Consider the following 15721-nt stretch of genomic DNA (forward strand, 5'->3'; position numbering starts at 1 on the left):
GAAGACCATTGCCCGCCGGGCTGCTTGGCCCTATCCGCCCGGCGCCATGGTCACCCCCAACCTTGCCGACGCCGCCACGCTGATGCCGCTGGCCGATCACGACCCGCTTGGCGTGGAGGCGCTGCTGGATCTCGTGTTCGGGAATGGCCGGCACGAACGCACCGCCTACGCCATCCGGCAGGGCACGGACTACCTGCCCGCGCTCAGCTACGCGGCGCTGGCGCCCGATGGCACGCTGGCCGGCACGATCCAGGCATTCCCCGTCGCGCTGACCGACGATGCCGGGCGCGATCATCCGCTGATCATGGTCGGGCCGGTGGCGGTCCATCCCGATCGGCGCGACCAGGGCTTCGGTCGTGCGCTGATGGCGGCGCAGACCAGCGCGATCGATCCGCGCGCGCCTCTGCCGCAGATGCTGATCGGCGATCCGGCCTATTACAACCCGTTCGGCTTCCATGCCGACTACACCGCCGGCTGGCGCTGTCCCGGCCCGTGGGAGGCGCACCGCCTGCTGCTGCGTGCCAGCAACCCCGCCGTGCTGCCCGCCACCGGCATTCTGGGCCCTTGGCGCGGCTGACGCGGCATGGCAGGGGAACTGCCGTGACCAGCCCGGACGATCTTCTGCACCACGCCGCGCGCCCGCTGCCGCCGGTCGACCGCTGGCAGCCGGCCGAGACGATCGACAGCCAGATGCGCATCGATGCAGCCGGGCACTGGTTCTACCAGGATTCGCCGATCCAGCGCCCCGCCATGGTGCGCGCCTTTTCCACGCTGCTGCTGCGCGATGCGGATGGGCAGCACTGGCTGATGACGCCGCAATGCCGGCAGTCGATCGCGGTACAGGACGCCGCCTTCATGGCGGTGGATGTGGTGCAGGAAGGCGCGGTGCTGGTGTTCCGCCTGAACACCGGCGACCGGATCGAGGCCGGGCCGGACCATCCCTTGCGCGCTGCCGGAACTGCGGCAGCGCCTGCACTGTACCTCGCAGTGCGACATGGATGCGAGGCCCGGCTGGACCGCGCCACCTGGCTGCAGCTGGCCGATCTGGCGGAGGAGGCGGTGGACGGATCGTTTCACGTCACCAGCCACGGCATGCGCTTCGCGCTGGAGCCGGCTTGACCCTGTTCGACCGCCTCGTTGCCCTGTTTGACGAAGGACACGGCATCGTCCTGCCCGATCTGGCCACCGATGCCGACCTGGCGCCGCCGCGGCTGCGCCCGGCTGCGGTGCTGATTGCGGTGACGGAGCGGGCGGACCCCGGCATGCTGCTGATCCACCGGCCGGCCACCATGCGCGCCCATGCCGGGCAGGTCGCGTTCCCCGGCGGCAAGATCGACGCGGGGGAGGACGCGGTAACGGCGGCCCTGCGGGAGGCGCAGGAGGAACTCGGCATCGACCCCGCCCGGGTCCAGCTGATCGGCGCCAGCGATCGCTTCGTCACCGCCACCGGGTACGACGTGACGCCGGTGCTCGCCACCATCCCGGCGGACCTGCCGATCGTGCCCAGTCCGGCCGAGGTCAGCGCCTGGTTCGAGGCGCCGCTGCGCTTCCTGCTCGACCCTGCCAACCATCGCCAGCGCACCGGCGAATGGCTGGGGCAGCAGCGCCATTATACCGAGATCATGTGGCAGGATCATCGCATCTGGGGCATCACCGCCGCGATCCTGGTCAACCTGTCGCGCCGTCTGCGCTGGCAGAGCCTGTTCGAAGGTTCGGCATCGTGACCCACCTGCCCGCCCCCTCCTGGACCGCCCGCGCTGACCTCGCCGCGCTGGTCGCTGCATTGGGGCCGGACAACCTGCGCTGGGTCGGGGGCGCCGTGCGTGACACGCTGCTGGACCAGCCGGTGAAGGATGTGGATGCCGCCACGCCGCTGCGACCGGATGTCGTACTGGAGCGTCTGGCGGCGGCCGGCATCCGCGCCGTGCCGACCGGCATCGCCCACGGCACGGTGACGGCCGTGCTGCCCGATGGCCCGGTCGAGGTCACCACCCTGCGTCGCGACGTCGCGACGGATGGCCGTCATGCCACGATCGCCTTTGCCAGCGAGTGGCGCGATGATGCCGCGCGGCGGGATTTTACCATCAACGCCCTGTACGCCGATCCGCGCACGCTGGAGATCAGCGACTGGTTCGACGGCCTGCCCGACCTGGCGGCGCGGCGGGTGCGGTTCATCGGCGATCCGCACCAGCGCATCCGGGAGGATCACCTGCGCATCCTGCGCTATTACCGCTTCCAGGCCCGCTTCGGCGCGGAACTGGATGCAGCGGCGGAAGCGGCCTGTGCGGAGCTGGCGCCGACACTTAAAGGCCTGAGCCGGGAGCGGGTGGCCATGGAATTGCTGAACCTGCTCGCCTTGCCGGACCCTGCGGCGACACTGGCGCGGATGGAGGCGGCCGGTGTGCTGCCGATCGCCCTGCCCGAACGCAGCACCGGCGGCGTGGAACTGCTGACGCAGCTGATCGGGTGGGAGCAGGCACACGGGATGGCGCCAGACCCGCTGCGGCGGTTGGCGGCGCTGCTGCCGGCCGATCCCCGGCAGGTCGATCAGGCGGCGGCGCGGCTGCGACTGTCCACCGCGCAGCGCAAGCGACTGGCGCAGGCGGCGAAGCGGCAGTCGCATGACGGAGATGACCCGCGGGCGTTGGCCTATCGGCTGGGACGGGCAGAGGCACTGGACCGGCTGGCGCTGACCGGCGGCGATCCGTCTGCCGTTGCAGAATGGGACATGCCCGTGTTCCCGCTCAAGGGCGGGGCCATTATCGCGCGCGGCGTGAGCGCCGGGCCGGACGTGGCGCGTCTGCTTCGCATGGTGGAAGATCGGTGGGTCGCAAGCGGCTTCCCCAACGCCGAGGCCACGGATGCCTTGCTGGACCATGTGCTGGCGGCACACCGTGGTGGGTAGAATGCTGCATCGCGCCAATTCGTCCCGTCTGAGTAACGACTGACCGATTCACCGGGGCCGCGATGGAAGTTTTGCCGTTCAGTGACGGCAACGGGTCATCCGGACGGGAAATTGGGGTTCTGCCGACATACGCCGGCATCCCTAGTGGTCGCGCCAACAGCGGCTTCCTTGTACCGACCCCGTGAACAGAACCGCGGCCTTTCCGGCCACCAAGACTGTCAGACGAAGATACGGAGTTGATCATATGAACATCAGGACCCTCGCGACTGCTGCGGCCCTTGCCTGCACCACCGCCCTGGCACCTGCCGCCCTCGCCCAGGCCACCGCACCGGCCGCAACGCCCGCCGCTCCCGCAGGGGCCACCGGCGTCACCGCCGGCGCGACCATCTACGGCCCGGACGGCCAGCCGGTCGGCACGGTGGAGCAGGTGGAAGGCACCAATGTCGTCGTCAATACCGGCACGCAGACCGCAACACTGCCGGCCAGCACGTTCAGTGCCGGCGCGAATGGCCCGACGATCGGCTGGAACAAGGCTGACCTGGAAGCCGCGATCGCGGCCGAGGAGCAGAAGGCCGTCGCCGCGCTCGATACCAAGCTCGTGGCCGGTGCGCAGCTGTTCACCGTAGACAATGTGGCGGTCGGCACGATCACCGAGGTGAAGACCGACGGGATGGTCGTCGTGGAGCACACCACGGCCGGCCCGATCCAGCTGCCGAAGGAGCAGATGACGGTGCAGGGTGAAAACCTGACCTTCCTCGCGACCGCGGCCGACCTGAACGCAGCGGTGTCCTCGCAGGCCTCGGCCGCAGCACCGGCGACTGACGCCGTAAGCTGATCGGCGCAGGCTGAACAGAAGGGCCGGGACACCGCGATGGTGTCCCGGCCCTTCCTGTATCTACGATCCGGTCATCCACAACAGCGCCGCGACGACCGACGATCCCGCCAGTGGCGCGGCGGCGAACATCAGCACGACGTTCGCCAGCAACACCATGCCCAGCCGCTTTTCCTGCCGGCGGGTCAGCCGTGCCGGACGGGGCCGTGGCCGCCATGGTGGCGGCATCGGCGGTTCGCGGAAGTCCATGAACATGGGCAGTGCTCCTGTTGCCTGCCCTCAACGTGCGATCAGAAGCGATTATCCCGCGGGAAGCCGTTGGGCGGCAATCGCCCGGCTCCGCCCCGGGCAACCTTCCATTGCTGGATGTCGCGCTCGGTCCGCGTCCGCCCTGTCTCGCCGCCCATGGCCCAGCTCAAACCTTCCTCCAGGCGGAAGGTGATGGCATCGGCCATGCCGCCGTCGCGGTAACGCTGCAGCGCCACACCCTGCCCCCGCGCCATCTGCGGCAGCTCGTCCAGGTGGAACACCACCAGTTTGCGGTTGTCGCCGATCACCGCGACGTGGTCATGCGCCGGCGCGATCTCCCGCAACACCGACAGCTTTCCGTCACCCTTCAGATTGACGACCTGGCGGCCCTTGCGCGTCTCGGCCAGCAGCTCGCTCGTCTCCGCCACGAAGCCGCGCCCATGGCTGGATGCCAGCAGCAGCCGCAGGCCGGGCCGATGCACGATCAGCGCCACCGTCTGCACCGACGCCTCCATGTCCAGCATCGTGCGGATCGGCTCGCCGAAGCCGCGCGCGCCCGGCAGCTTGTCGGCACCCAGGGTGAAGAACCGGCCATCGTCGCCGGCGATCAGCAGCTTGTCCGTAGTCTGCGCATGGACGGCGAAGGCGGGGCCATCGCCCTCCTTCCACTTCCAGTCGCCATCCAGCGGCACATGCCCTCGCGCCGCCCGGATCCAGCCGCGCTGCGACAGGATCACGGTCAGCGGCTCCTTCTCGATCATCGCCTCCATGCTGAATGTGACGGTCGGCGCGGCCTCGGCGATGGTGGTGCGGCGACGGCCCAGCTTCGTCTCCTCGCCATATTCCTTGCGCAAGGCGCGCAGGTCGCGCTTGATCCGGGTGCGTTGCTTGGCGGGGCTGTCCAGCAGCGCCTCCAGCTCGCCACGCTCCGTCATCAGGGTGTCGTGCTCCTTGCGCAGCTCGAACTCTTCCAGTCTGCGCAAGCTGCGCAGCCGCATGTTCAGGATCGCCTCGGCCTGCCGGTCAGTCAGCTCGAACTCCGCGATCATGACGGTCTTGGGTTCGTCCTCGGTCCGGATGATCTCGATCACCCGATCCAGGTTGAGGAAGGCGACGATGTAGCCGGCGACCAGCTCCAGCCGGTCGGCGATCTTGTCGAGCCGATGCCGCGTGCGCCGCTGCAGGATGTCGATCTGGTGCGCCACCCAGTTGGACAGCAGCTCGTGCAGGCCCATCACCATCGGCGTGCGGGTGGCGTCCAGCACGTTGAGGTTGAGCGAGAAGCGCACCTCCAGGTCGGTCAGCCGGTACAGGGCTTCCTTCAGCTGCTCCGGATCGACATTGCGGCTGCGCGGGACGAAGACGATCCGCACCTGCTCATCGCTTTCGTCGCGCACATCCTCCAGGATCGGCAGCTTCTTGTCGCCGACCAGGGCGGCGACCTGCTCGATCAGCTTGCCCTTCTGTACCTGGTAGGGGATCTCCGACACGACCAGCTGCCACTGCCCGCTGCCCAGCCGTTCGATCCCGGCCGCGCGATCCGCCTCGCTCCCCGCCTCCGGCGCATGGAAGCGGGCACGGACGCGGAACGCGCCGCGGCCAGTCTCGTACGCGGTACTGATCGCGCCCGGCCCGTCCACGATCACGCCGCCAGTGGCGAAATCGGGCCCGTGGAACAGCTCCATCAGCCGCTGGTGCGTGGCGTGGGGATTATCAATCAGCTCCAGCGTCGCATCGACGATCTCGGCCACATTGTGGCTGGGGATGCTGGTTGCCATGCCCACGGCGATCCCGCTGGCGCCGTTGGCCAGCAGATTGGGGAACAGGCCGGGGAACAGCGCCGGCTCCTCCTCCTCATTGTTGTAGGTTGGCACGAAATCGACGGCACCCTCGTCCAGCCCCTGCATCAATGACAGGGCGGTGCGGGTCAGCCGGCACTCGGTGTAACGGTAGGCGGCGGCGCTATCCCCGTCGATATTGCCGAAATTCCCCTGCCCTTCCACCAGCGGGTACCGCAGGGTGAAATCCTGTGCCAGGCGGACCATCGCATCATAGACCGCCACGTCACCGTGAGGGTGATACTTGCCGATCACGTCGCCCACCACGCGGGCCGACTTCTTGGGGGCGTCCGTCGGGTTCAGCTTGAGCTGCCGCATGGTCCACAGCAGACGGCGATGGACCGGCTTCAGCCCGTCGCGCAGGTCCGGCAGCGAGCGGGCGGTGATGGTGGAGAGCGCATAGACGAGGTAGCGTTCGGACAGGGCGCTGTCGAACGGGGTGTCGACGATCGCATCGAACGGGTCTTTTGCAGCATCGATGGTGGCCATGCGCCCGGCCCTACCACCGGCACGCCCGACGACAAAGGGTGCGGCGGGCCGGAACGGTCCGCTTCCCCCACTCATTGCAGGGCCAAGCACCTTCCAAGGAGAGTTACGATGGCACAGCGCATATTGATCATGGCCACCGACGGGTTCGAGCAGTCCGAGCTGGAAGAGCCGATGGAGCTGCTGCAGGATGCCGGGTACGAGGTGCTGGTGGCGAGCCCCGAGGAAGGTTCGATCCAGGGCTGGGACCAGGACGACTGGGGCGACGATGTGGATGTCGACCTGACGCTGGACGAGGCGAATGCGGCGGATTTCGACGCCCTCCTGCTGCCCGGCGGGCAGATCAACCCGGACAAGCTGCGCATGGATCCCCAGGCCGTTCAGCTGGTGCGCGACTTCGTGGATGCGGGCAAGCCGGTGGCGGCCATCTGCCACGGACCGTGGCTGCTGGTGGAGGCGGACGTGGTACGCGGCAAGCGGGTGACCAGCTGGCCATCGATCCGCACCGACCTGACGAATGCCGGCGCCAATGTGGTGGACGAGGAAGCCGTCGTAGATGGCAATCTGGTCACCAGCCGCAAGCCGGACGACATCCCGGCCTTCGTCAAGGCGCTGCAGGGCCTGCTGGAGCAGGTGGCCGAACCCGCCTGAGCCGGAGGACACCAGCGACAAGGCCCCGTCAGCAAGCGCTGACGGGGCCTTGTCTTTCTTGCGCAACACAGACGACGCACCACCCGTCCAAAAGATTTCTTCATTGCATCTTGCCGTCGGCGAGCATTGAGCCAGCGACCGGCGATGTTCCTTTTTGGGGCAAGGTCTGCCACCGTACGTTCTATCGACTTTCACTTCGATCTGCTTCTCTGTCTCGCAGGTGCGAGATGGGAAACATTGATGACGTCACGATCCAAGATGCCGCTGACATTGGCGACCCTCTTCCTCCCGACAAGCCCCGGCGCGTTCCGGCTGTTCCTGGCATTGCTGGTCTTCGGCCATCACCTCAGCAGCTTCGGCTTCGGCAAGTTTGCAGTGTACGTCTTTTTTGCCCTGTCCGGCTTCTGGCTGAACACCATGTGGCGCGACCGGTATTCCCATGCGCGCACGCCCTATCGCACCTATCTCGTCAGCCGCGTGTGGCGGCTGGCGCCTGTGATGATCGTGACGAGCATCATCACCATACCCCTGCTGGTGCTGATCGGCATCGAGCGCGAGGTGGTCTTTTCAAGCGATCCCCTCCATCTCGCCGTTTCGACCGTGTTCCTCCTGTCCTACTCCTACCTGACCTATGTGCCGGTGGCGCCCGCATGGTCGCTGGATATCGAGATGCAGTTCTATCTGTTGGCACCGCTGCTGGCTGTTGCGCTGTTGCGGCCGGCTCTGCGCCTGCCGCTGATTGCCGGCGCGGCCATCCTTGCGCTGGTGGCCACATGGTCCTTGTCCGTGCCGACCCTTGCCCATTATGCGATCTTCTTCCTTGCCGGCATGACGGTGTCTGCCACGCGCTGGCAGCCCGGCAGCACCCTGGCCTACGGCTCGGCCGCAGCAGTTGTCGGAACGCTGGTGCTGGTCACGGTAACGCCATTGGCGGGCATCCTGTGGGGCGGGGCCAATCCAAGTCCGCTTTACGCCTGGAACCCGCTGTTCAACGTGGTCATGGCATTCGTCTGCCTGCCATATGCCATGTGGACGGTGTACCAGAAGTCAGACCGGGCGGACCGCATGCTGGCCGACCTGTCGTATGTCATCTACCTGCTGCACTGGGTGGCCGTGCAATGGTTCTACTCGATGGCGGGCCAGCCGGTGCTCGAGCGTCTGATGGTCGCCGGCACGGGCGTGGTCGCCGTCTGCCTGGGTTCGCTGGCCTTGTGGCACCTGGTCGACCGACCGGCGAATCGCCTGCGTCACGCGTGGGTCTCGTCCCGCATGCCGGCGGCTGGTGACGAAGGCTCAAGCGGCGTGCTCGCGGCTTCGGCCTGAGCCGGAACGCTGCCTACGGCACAGCTGTCAGGAGGCCATCCAGTCCATCGCTCAGCACGATCTGGCACGCCAGTCGGCTTGTGCTGCAGGCGCCGGGGGCGAGGTCCAGCAGGTCCTCCTCCTCGGCGCTGGCGGGCGGCAGGCGGCCGAACCATTGCGGGGCCACGATCAGGTGGCAGGTCGAACAGGCCATCTGCCCTTCGCAGGTGCCCTCCAGCGGCAGGCCGGCGGCCTGTGCGATATCAAGCAGGCGGTCGCCGACCCGGGCGTCGGCGGTGATGCGTTCGCCACCTCTGGCGAGGAACTGGACCTGCATCAGCCTTGCGCCTCTGCCGCGGCGTTGAGCAGCGCGGCGGCATCCGCCAGCTCCGCTTCGGTGGTGTAGCGACCCACTCCCAGCCGGATCGAGCCCTTCGCCTCGGCCGCGGACAGGCCGATGGCGGCGAGCACGCGGCTGGGCTTGCCGCTGTCGCTGGCGCAGGCGCTGCCGGCGGAAAAGCACACCTGGCGCACATCCGACATCAGCCGGGCGACATCCAGCCCGGCGCGGCACAGGTTTAGGTTGCCCTTGTGCCGCTGATCCGCGCTGCCGTTCAGCGTCCAGCCGGCGAACAGATCCATCGCGCGGGCGAACAGCCGATCCATGTGCGCGGCGTCCGCCTCCATGCGGGTCAGCGCCAGCTCTGCGGCAGCGCCCATTCCGGCGCACAGGGCGGGGCTCAACGTGCCGGAGCGAAAGCCGCCCTCCTGCCCGCCGCCGGTGATCAGCGGCTGCAACGCCACGCCGTTGCGGACCCAGAGAGCGCCGATGCCCTTGGGGCCATAGAACTTGTGCGCGCTGATCGCGATCATGTCGGCGCCGGCAATCGGCAGCTTGCCCGCAGCCTGCACCGCGTCGCACACGAACAGCGCCCCGGCGGCCTGAGCGCGCTGATACACCCGCTCGACCGGCTGGATCGTACCAATCTCGTTATTGACCTGCATCACGCTGACCAGGCCGACCTCTGCGGGCCACTCCGCCTCGGCATCCAGCAGGCCGGCGGCGTCCACCGGCAGCACGGTCAGCCTGTTAGGCAGGGAGCGGGCGGTTTCCTCTATCGCGGCATGTTCGATCGCGCTGATCGCCACGCGTCGTCCAGCCCGGACCGGGCCCGCGCCGCGCAGCGCCAGGTTCAGGGCTTCCGTCGCGCTGCCGGTGAAGATCACCTGCCCGCCGGACGGGAACAGCGCCGCGACCCGCTCCCGCGCCAGCTCCACGGCGGCATCGGCCTGCCGGCCCAGCCGGTGCGGCGAATGCGGGTTGCCGAAACTGGCGCTGTCGGCTCCACCCAGCCAGCGCTCCATCGCCGAGCGCGCCTCGGGCGCCAGCGGGGTGGTTGCCTGATGGTCAAGGTAGATCACGCGGCGCGCCCGGCGGCCGGTCGCGCCAGCCCGAGCCACGCATCGCAGAACCGGTCCAGATCCTCGCGCGTGGTGTTCCAGCCCAGGCTGATGCGGATCGTGCGGGCGGCAAGCGCGTCGGGCAGGTCGATGGCAGCCAGGACGTGGCTGATGCGCAGGGAACCGGAAGAACAGGCGCTGCCCTGGCTGACCGCGATGCCGGCCAGGTCGAACCGCATCAGCTGCGCCGTTGCCGACAGCTCCGGCATGGCGACCGCATGGATGTAGCCGGATGGCGCGGCCAGGCGGTCGGACAGCCACACCCCACCCAGGGCGCGCACCTCCGCAGCGAAGGGGCGCAGGACCTCGTCCGGATCGAAGGACATGTACGCGTCGCCGGCCGCATTCAGCGCGGCGGCCATGGCCAGCGCGCCCGGCAGGTTCTCCGTGCCCGGACGATAGCCACGCTCCTGCCCGCCGCCCGGGCGCAGCATGGCCCAGTCCGCCACCAGCAGGGCGCCGATGCCGACCGGTCCGCCGAACTTGTGCGCGGACACGATCACCATGTCCGGCGTACAAGGCAGCGGATACTTGCCCGCGCTCTGCGAGGCATCGACCAGCAGCAACCCGCCAGCCGCGCGCACATGGTCGGCGATGGCGGGCAGATCCTGCCGCGCGCCGGTTTCCGAATTGAGCGACTGCACCGCCACCAGCGGATCGTCGGCAGCGGCAAGCTCGCGCGCCAGTACCTCCGGATCAAGCGCGCCGTCCGCGCCGACCGGCAGCACGGTCGCGCCTGTGGCGGCCCGCAGGATGCTGTCATGCTCCACCGCGCTGACCAGCCGGCTGCCAGCCTGGGCGTGGTCCAGCGCCAGGGCCGCGGCCTCGCTGGCGCCGCTGGTGAAGACCAGTTCGCCTGTCCAGCCGAGCGCCTGCCTGATGCGCTCGCGCGCATCCTCCAGCGCCCGGCGCGCGGCGCGCCCTTCCGCATGGGGACTGGACGGATTGGCCCACAGGCGCCAGCCTTCCTCCAGCGCGGTACGGGCCTGCGGGCGGAGCGGCGTTGTGGCCGCATGGTCAAGATAGGTGCGGATCATTCGTGACAATTGCGAAACCGGTTCGCAATCCTATATAGCGGCCCACTTTCCGCGCGCCACCCGTGCTCGCGATCCAGCCGCCAAACCAAGCACGAGAGTCCTGCCAAAGATGCCATCCGTTATCTTCCCCGGCCCCGAAGGCCGCCTCGAAGGCCGCTTCTCCCCCGCCACCCGTCCGCGGGCGCCGGTCGCCATGATCCTGCACCCGCATTCGCAGGGTGGCGGCACCATGAACGACCGGATCGTGCAGCGCCTGTACAAGACCTTTGCCGATCGTGGCTTCGCGACGCTGCGCTTCAACTTCCGCGGCGTGGGTCGCAGCCAGGGCAGCTTCGACAATGGCATCGGCGAGCTGAGCGATGCTGCCAGCGCGCTCGACTGGGTGCAGCAGGTCCATCCCGAGGCGCAGACCACCTGGGTCGCCGGCGTCAGCTTCGGTGCATTGATCGGCATGCAGCTGCTGATGCGCCGGCCGGAGATCCGCGGCTTCATCTCGATCGCGCCGCCGGCCAACATGTACGACTTCTCCTTCCTGGCGCCCTGCCCCGCCAGCGGCATCTTCATCCAGGGGACCGCGGATACGGTGGTGCAGCCCAATTCGGTGCAGAAGCTGGTCGACAAGCTGCGGACCCAGAAGCACATCACCATCCATCACGAGGAAATCCCCCGGGCCAACCACTTCTTCGAGAACGAGCAGGAGGAGCTGATGGCCTCCGTGAAGCGCTATCTCGACTTCCGGCTGGACCCGGCCTGCACCATCCGCTGATGGCGGCCGGTCGGCCGGTCATGGCGGGGGCAGCGACCAGATGGCGACATTGGCCAGCATCACCCCCGCCAGCACCAGCATCAGCCACATCTGCCGGGTGGCGCCGCCGCGGCGCCGCAGCCAGGCGGCGCCGATGACCAGCGCGATGGCGGCCAGCATCGTAAGAGACAGCACGAAGTCCATCGCCCGGCTGTAGCGGCTTGTCGCCACGGGCGGAACCCGCAGGCCAGCCACCCATTGCCGATCCAAAGCCGCGCAGCCTGCGCAGGCGGAGGAGACAAGCCTTGGGCATTTTTCAGAAGATCACCGACGCGATCTTGGGCAAGAAGCCCGAGAAGAAGGCGGCTGCACCCGCCCAGCCGGCGGCAGCGCCCCGTCCGGCTGCTCAGGCCGCGCCCGCTGCGCCACGTCCTGCGGCGCCGGCCGCTGCTCCCGCCGCAGCGCTCAGCGAGGTCGATGTCGAGGCGCGTCTGTCCGCGATGGACGGTGCGGATGGGCTGAACTGGCGCAGCTCAATCGTCGATCTGCTGAAGCTGCTCGATATCGACTCCAGCTTTGCCAACCGCAAGGAACTGGCCGGTGAACTGGGCGACACCGACTATTCGGGCGAAGCGGCGGAGAACATCGCGCTGCACAAGCGGGTGATGCGCGAACTGGCGAAGAACGGCGGCAAGGTGCCGGCTGCGCTGACCGACTGATCCGTCCTTCCCGACACCTTGCCCTGCGGGCCGTACCTGTCCTAGCCTGTGCGCCAGGGACAGGCGGCTTGGGGGAGTCGGGATGCGATTGCTGGGTTTGACATTGCTGCTGGCGTGCTGGTCGGATGCGGCACAGGCGCGCTGGCTGGAGGCAGCCAGCGATCATTTCGTCGTCTATGCCGATACCCGCGAAACGACGCTGCGGGAGTTTGCCGACGAGCTGGAACTCTACCACAGCGCGGTCGAGAAGGTTTCCGGCCGCAGCGTCGCGGTACCCAGCCCGTCCAGCCGGATCACGATCTACGTCGTCGGCGACATGCGCGAGATCCGGCGGCTGAGCCGCGATGAAAGCCGCTTCGTGGCCGGGTTCTACATGCCGCGTGCCAGCGGGTCGCTGGCCTTCGTACCACGGATCACCTCGCGCGGGAGCGCCACGGACTTCTCGCAGACCGTCCTGCTGCACGAATACGCCCATCACCTGCTGATCTCGACCGGCAACCACGCCATGCCGCGCTGGCTGTCCGAAGGCGCGGCGGAGTTCTACGCCTCGGCCAAGTTCAACCGCGATGGCAGTGTCCTGATCGGCACGGCGGCGATGCACCGGGCGGGCGAGCTGTTCAATGCCGCCGAGGTGTCGGTCGAGCGGCTGCTCGACGACAGGCTGTACCAGGAAGGGCGCGGCCGGGGCTATGATGCCTATTACGGACGCGCATGGCTGTTGTACCACTTCCTCATCTTTACCGATGCCCGCAGGGGCCAGCTGTCCAGCTACTGGGCCAAGCTGACCTCCGGCACACCCAGCCTGCAGGCCGGGCGGGAGGCTTTCGGCGACCTGGCCGTGCTGGAAGACGAGCTGGACGATTACCTCCATGGCCGTCGTATCAACCAGTTCCAGCTGACCGACCTGTCCGGATCGCCGATCACGATCAGGCCGCTGAGCGCCGGCGAAGCTGCGGTGATGCCGTTGCGGATGGTATCGAAGCGGGGTGTTTCGCGGGAGGAGGCGCTAGAGCTGCTGCCGAAGATCCGGGCGGTCGCCGCCAGCTTCCCGGATGACGCCGCCGTGCAGGCCGCGCTGGCGGAGGCGGAGTTCGATGCCGGCAACACGGCGGAGGCGATCGTCGCCGCGGATGCGGCGCTCGCAGCCGATCCGACGCAGGTGAACGCCTATGTGCAGAAAGGCTTCGCGCTGTTCCGGCAGGCGGAAGGGAGCGACAATGCGGCGGCCACCTACCACGCGGCGATGGAGCCATTCCGTGCGCTGAACCGGCTGGAGAACGATCATACCCTGCCGCTGATCTACCTGTACCGCAGCTATCGCGAACGGGGCGAGGAGCCCAGCGAACTGGCGATCCAGGCGCTGGAGCGGGCGCTGGAACTGGCGCCCTACGATCAGGACCTGCGGATGATGGCTGCGCTGCAGCAGGCGAGCGACGGGCGGCTGGAGCCGGCGCGGCTGACGCTGCAGCCGGTCGCCTTCGCGCCGCATGGCGGCGGTCGCTCAATCGCGGCGGGCCGCCTGCTGACCTATCTGGCCGATCGGGAGGATGGCACCATCATCGGAATGGACCCGCTGATGGCCGCCATGCGGGCCCCGACAGCGGCGGAGACAGCCATAGCAGGCGCCGACGCGGCGGACACTTCGACGGAGGACTGAGCGGGGGCCGTCATCACGTCCCCGCCCGGCCGGTCATGCTGGTTGCGGGGCAGCCTGCCGGACGCTCTCGTCCACATGCGCCTCGAAATCGGCAAAGTTGTCGACGAACAGCTGCACCAGCTTGCCGGCGGCCGCATCATAGGCATCCTTGTCGTCCCAGGTGGCACGCGGATCCAGGATCGTCTGGTCGATGCCGGCTGCGGCCAGGGCCGGCACGCTGACCGGCACGTCAAACCCGAAATTCGGATCCTTGCGGAACTCGGCATCGTTCAGCGATCCGTCCAGTGCCGCGTTCAGCAGCGCCCGCGTTGCCTTGATCGGCATCCGCTTGCCCACGCCATACTTGCCACCGGTCCAGCCGGTGTTGAGCAGCCAGCACTGCACGCCGCCCCGCGCGATCCGCTCCTTCAGCAGATTGCCATAGACGCTGGGGTGTCGCGGCATGAAGGGCGCACCGAAGCAGGTGGAAAAGGTCGCCTCCGGCTCCGTCACCCCGATCTCCGTACCCGCGACCTTGGCGGTGTAGCCCGACAGGAAGTGGTACATCGCCTGATCGGGGGTCAGCCGTGCAATGGGGGGCAGCACGCCAAATGCATCCGCCGTCAGCATCACCACATTCGAAGGTACCGGGCCGAGGTTCTCGGCCGAGCAGTTGGGAATGAATTCGATCGGGTATGCACCCCGGCTGTTTTCCGCGAGGCTGTTGTCATCGAAATCCAGCACCCGCGTATCCGGATCCATCACCACGTTTTCCAGCACCGTGCCGAACCTGCGGGTCGTGGCGAAGATCTCCGGCTCCGCCTCTTCCGACAGGCGGATCATCTTGGCGTAGCAGCCGCCTTCGAAGTTGAAGACCGCCGTGTCGGACCAGCCATGCTCGTCATCGCCGATCAGCGTGCGGCTGGCATCGGCCGACAGCGTCGTCTTGCCGGTGCCCGACAGGCCGAAGAACACGGCAGTGCGCCCGTCCGGCCCGACATTGGCGGAACAATGCATCGGCATCACGCCCTGTGCCGGCAGCAGATAGTTGAGGATGCCGAACACGCTCTTCTTCATCTCGCCGGCATAGGCCGTGCCGCCGATCAGGATCAGCTTCTCGGTGACGTTGACCGCCACCACTGTCTCCGTGCGGCAGCCGTGCCGTTCCGGATCCGCGCGGAAGCTGGGCAGGTCGATGATCGTGTAGTCAGGGGCGAAACCTTCGAGTTCGTCCGCCTTGGGCCGTACCAGCAGCGTCCGGATGAACAGGTTGTGCCACGCCAGTTCGTTGATGACCCGCACGTTGACGCGGTATTCCGGTTGCGAACCGCCGAACAGGTCGGCCACGAACAGCTCTTCCTTGTCCGCCAGCGCGGCCAGGAAATCGGCCTTCAACGCGGCGAAATGCTGCTCGCTCATGGCCTTGTTGACCTTGCCCCACCAGACCGTATCTTCCGTCTCCGCATCGCGGACCAGGAACTTGTCCTTGGCGGACCGGCCGGTGTGGCGCCCGGTCTCGACCACCAGGGGCCCGTCCTTGGCCAGCCGGCCTTCGCCCCGCATGACGGCCTGTTCCACCAGCGCGGCGGTGCCCAGATTGGCATGGATGGTGGCGTCGGTGGTTATCCCCTGCTGCGAAAGCGGGAACGACAAGGTGGCTGTCACTACGAATTCTCCCTTTTGGGCCTGCGATCATCCTGCGGCACCCAGGCCGCAGACATGGTTGTGTGTACCCCGTCCCCACAGCGTCGTGCATCGCGCCAAGGTGGTCGGGGATCCCCGTCACACGCCGTGATGCATTGACGATCAGACGGGGAAAGTCACGCAGGAAAGCACCAGAAGCAAAGTTGATCCATGTCT

At 67.9% G+C, this 15721-nt stretch carries 17 protein-coding genes; 10 read left to right on the plus strand and 7 right to left on the minus strand.

Features of this window, described 5'->3' with window-relative positions:
• Nucleotides 1–46: 46 nt before the first annotated feature.
• From PK98_RS06655 to PK98_RS15930, 5 genes are all read left to right on the plus strand, one after another.
• A complete protein-coding gene (locus tag PK98_RS06655) occupies nucleotides 47–577 on the plus strand; it encodes a GNAT family N-acetyltransferase (protein WP_039095212.1) in 531 nt (176 codons plus the stop codon).
• Nucleotides 578–600: 23 nt separating this feature from the next.
• A complete protein-coding gene (locus PK98_RS06660; protein ID WP_039096345.1) occupies nucleotides 601–1119 on the plus strand; it encodes a DUF1285 domain-containing protein in 519 nt (172 codons plus the stop codon).
• Nucleotides 1116–1724 (plus strand): CoA pyrophosphatase, encoded by a 609-nt coding sequence (locus PK98_RS17345; RefSeq protein ID WP_039095214.1) that lies wholly within the window; start codon nucleotides 1116–1118, stop codon nucleotides 1722–1724. The genes PK98_RS06660 and PK98_RS17345 overlap by 4 nt, the downstream gene beginning before the upstream one ends.
• On the plus strand, nucleotides 1718–2905 hold the full coding sequence (locus tag PK98_RS06670; protein ID WP_052208408.1) for a CCA tRNA nucleotidyltransferase: 1188 nt from the start codon (nucleotides 1718–1720) through the stop codon (nucleotides 2903–2905). The genes PK98_RS17345 and PK98_RS06670 overlap by 7 nt, the downstream gene beginning before the upstream one ends.
• Nucleotides 2906–3149: 244 nt before the next feature.
• Nucleotides 3150–3740, plus strand: a complete 591-nt coding sequence (locus PK98_RS15930; protein WP_052208132.1) for a hypothetical protein — start codon at nucleotides 3150–3152, stop codon at nucleotides 3738–3740.
• A gap of 60 nt (nucleotides 3741–3800) precedes the next feature.
• Here the strand turns inward: PK98_RS15930 and PK98_RS06680 are convergent, their stop codons facing one another.
• A complete protein-coding gene (locus PK98_RS06680; protein ID WP_039095216.1) occupies nucleotides 3801–3992 on the minus strand; it encodes a hypothetical protein in 192 nt (63 codons plus the stop codon).
• A 35-nt stretch (nucleotides 3993–4027) separates the two neighbouring features.
• Nucleotides 4028–6313: a DNA topoisomerase IV subunit A gene (parC, locus tag PK98_RS06685; RefSeq protein ID WP_039095217.1), complete on the minus strand. Its 2286-nt coding sequence runs from the start codon at nucleotides 6311–6313 to the stop codon at nucleotides 4028–4030.
• 108 nt (nucleotides 6314–6421) lie between these two features.
• On the opposite strand from parC, the gene PK98_RS06690 reads away from it, so the two are divergent.
• Both PK98_RS06690 and PK98_RS06695 read left to right on the plus strand, forming a co-directional pair.
• A complete protein-coding gene (locus PK98_RS06690; RefSeq protein WP_039095218.1) occupies nucleotides 6422–6961 on the plus strand; it encodes a type 1 glutamine amidotransferase domain-containing protein in 540 nt (179 codons plus the stop codon).
• A 240-nt stretch (nucleotides 6962–7201) separates the two neighbouring features.
• Nucleotides 7202–8284, plus strand: a complete 1083-nt coding sequence (locus PK98_RS06695) for an acyltransferase family protein (RefSeq protein WP_161792409.1) — start codon at nucleotides 7202–7204, stop codon at nucleotides 8282–8284.
• A 13-nt stretch (nucleotides 8285–8297) separates the two neighbouring features.
• On the opposite strand, the gene PK98_RS06700 is transcribed toward PK98_RS06695, so the two are convergent.
• From PK98_RS06700 to PK98_RS06710, 3 genes are read right to left on the minus strand one after another with little or no spacing between them, the layout of a single operon-like run.
• Complete coding sequence (locus PK98_RS06700; protein WP_039095223.1) at nucleotides 8298–8600, minus strand: 2Fe-2S iron-sulfur cluster-binding protein; 303 nt, start codon at nucleotides 8598–8600, stop codon at nucleotides 8298–8300.
• Nucleotides 8600–9685: a cysteine desulfurase family protein gene (locus PK98_RS06705; protein ID WP_039096350.1), complete on the minus strand. Its 1086-nt coding sequence runs from the start codon at nucleotides 9683–9685 to the stop codon at nucleotides 8600–8602. The genes PK98_RS06700 and PK98_RS06705 overlap by 1 nt, the downstream gene beginning before the upstream one ends.
• Nucleotides 9682–10761, minus strand: coding sequence for a cysteine desulfurase family protein (locus PK98_RS06710; protein ID WP_039095225.1), 1080 nt, complete (start codon nucleotides 10759–10761; stop codon nucleotides 9682–9684). The genes PK98_RS06705 and PK98_RS06710 overlap by 4 nt, the downstream gene beginning before the upstream one ends.
• Before the next feature lie 109 nt (nucleotides 10762–10870).
• Between PK98_RS06710 and PK98_RS06715 the strand changes: the two genes are divergently transcribed.
• A complete protein-coding gene (locus PK98_RS06715; protein WP_039095226.1) occupies nucleotides 10871–11527 on the plus strand; it encodes an alpha/beta hydrolase in 657 nt (218 codons plus the stop codon).
• An 18-nt stretch (nucleotides 11528–11545) separates the two neighbouring features.
• Here PK98_RS06715 and PK98_RS17155 read toward each other — a convergent pair whose 3' ends face one another.
• The gene (locus PK98_RS17155) at nucleotides 11546–11761 is read right to left on the minus strand and encodes a hypothetical protein (RefSeq protein WP_162531628.1); all 216 of its coding nucleotides are present in this window, start codon (nucleotides 11759–11761) and stop codon (nucleotides 11546–11548) included.
• Nucleotides 11762–11811: 50 nt separating this feature from the next.
• On the opposite strand from PK98_RS17155, the gene PK98_RS06725 reads away from it, so the two are divergent.
• Both PK98_RS06725 and PK98_RS06730 read left to right on the plus strand, forming a co-directional pair.
• A complete protein-coding gene (locus tag PK98_RS06725; RefSeq protein WP_039095229.1) occupies nucleotides 11812–12225 on the plus strand; it encodes a DUF3597 domain-containing protein in 414 nt (137 codons plus the stop codon).
• Nucleotides 12226–12307: 82 nt separating this feature from the next.
• Nucleotides 12308–13882 carry a DUF1570 domain-containing protein gene (locus PK98_RS06730; protein WP_081996067.1) on the plus strand — a complete coding sequence of 525 codons (1575 nt, stop codon included), beginning with the start codon at nucleotides 12308–12310 and terminating at the stop codon, nucleotides 13880–13882.
• 33 nt (nucleotides 13883–13915) lie between these two features.
• Here PK98_RS06730 and PK98_RS06735 read toward each other — a convergent pair whose 3' ends face one another.
• On the minus strand, nucleotides 13916–15526 hold the full coding sequence (locus tag PK98_RS06735) for a phosphoenolpyruvate carboxykinase (RefSeq protein WP_039095231.1): 1611 nt from the start codon (nucleotides 15524–15526) through the stop codon (nucleotides 13916–13918).
• Between the last annotated feature and the right edge of the window lie 195 nt (nucleotides 15527–15721).

The sequence above is a fragment of the Croceibacterium mercuriale genome (assembly GCF_000802385.1).
Lineage (GTDB): Bacteria > Pseudomonadota > Alphaproteobacteria > Sphingomonadales > Sphingomonadaceae > Croceibacterium > Croceibacterium mercuriale.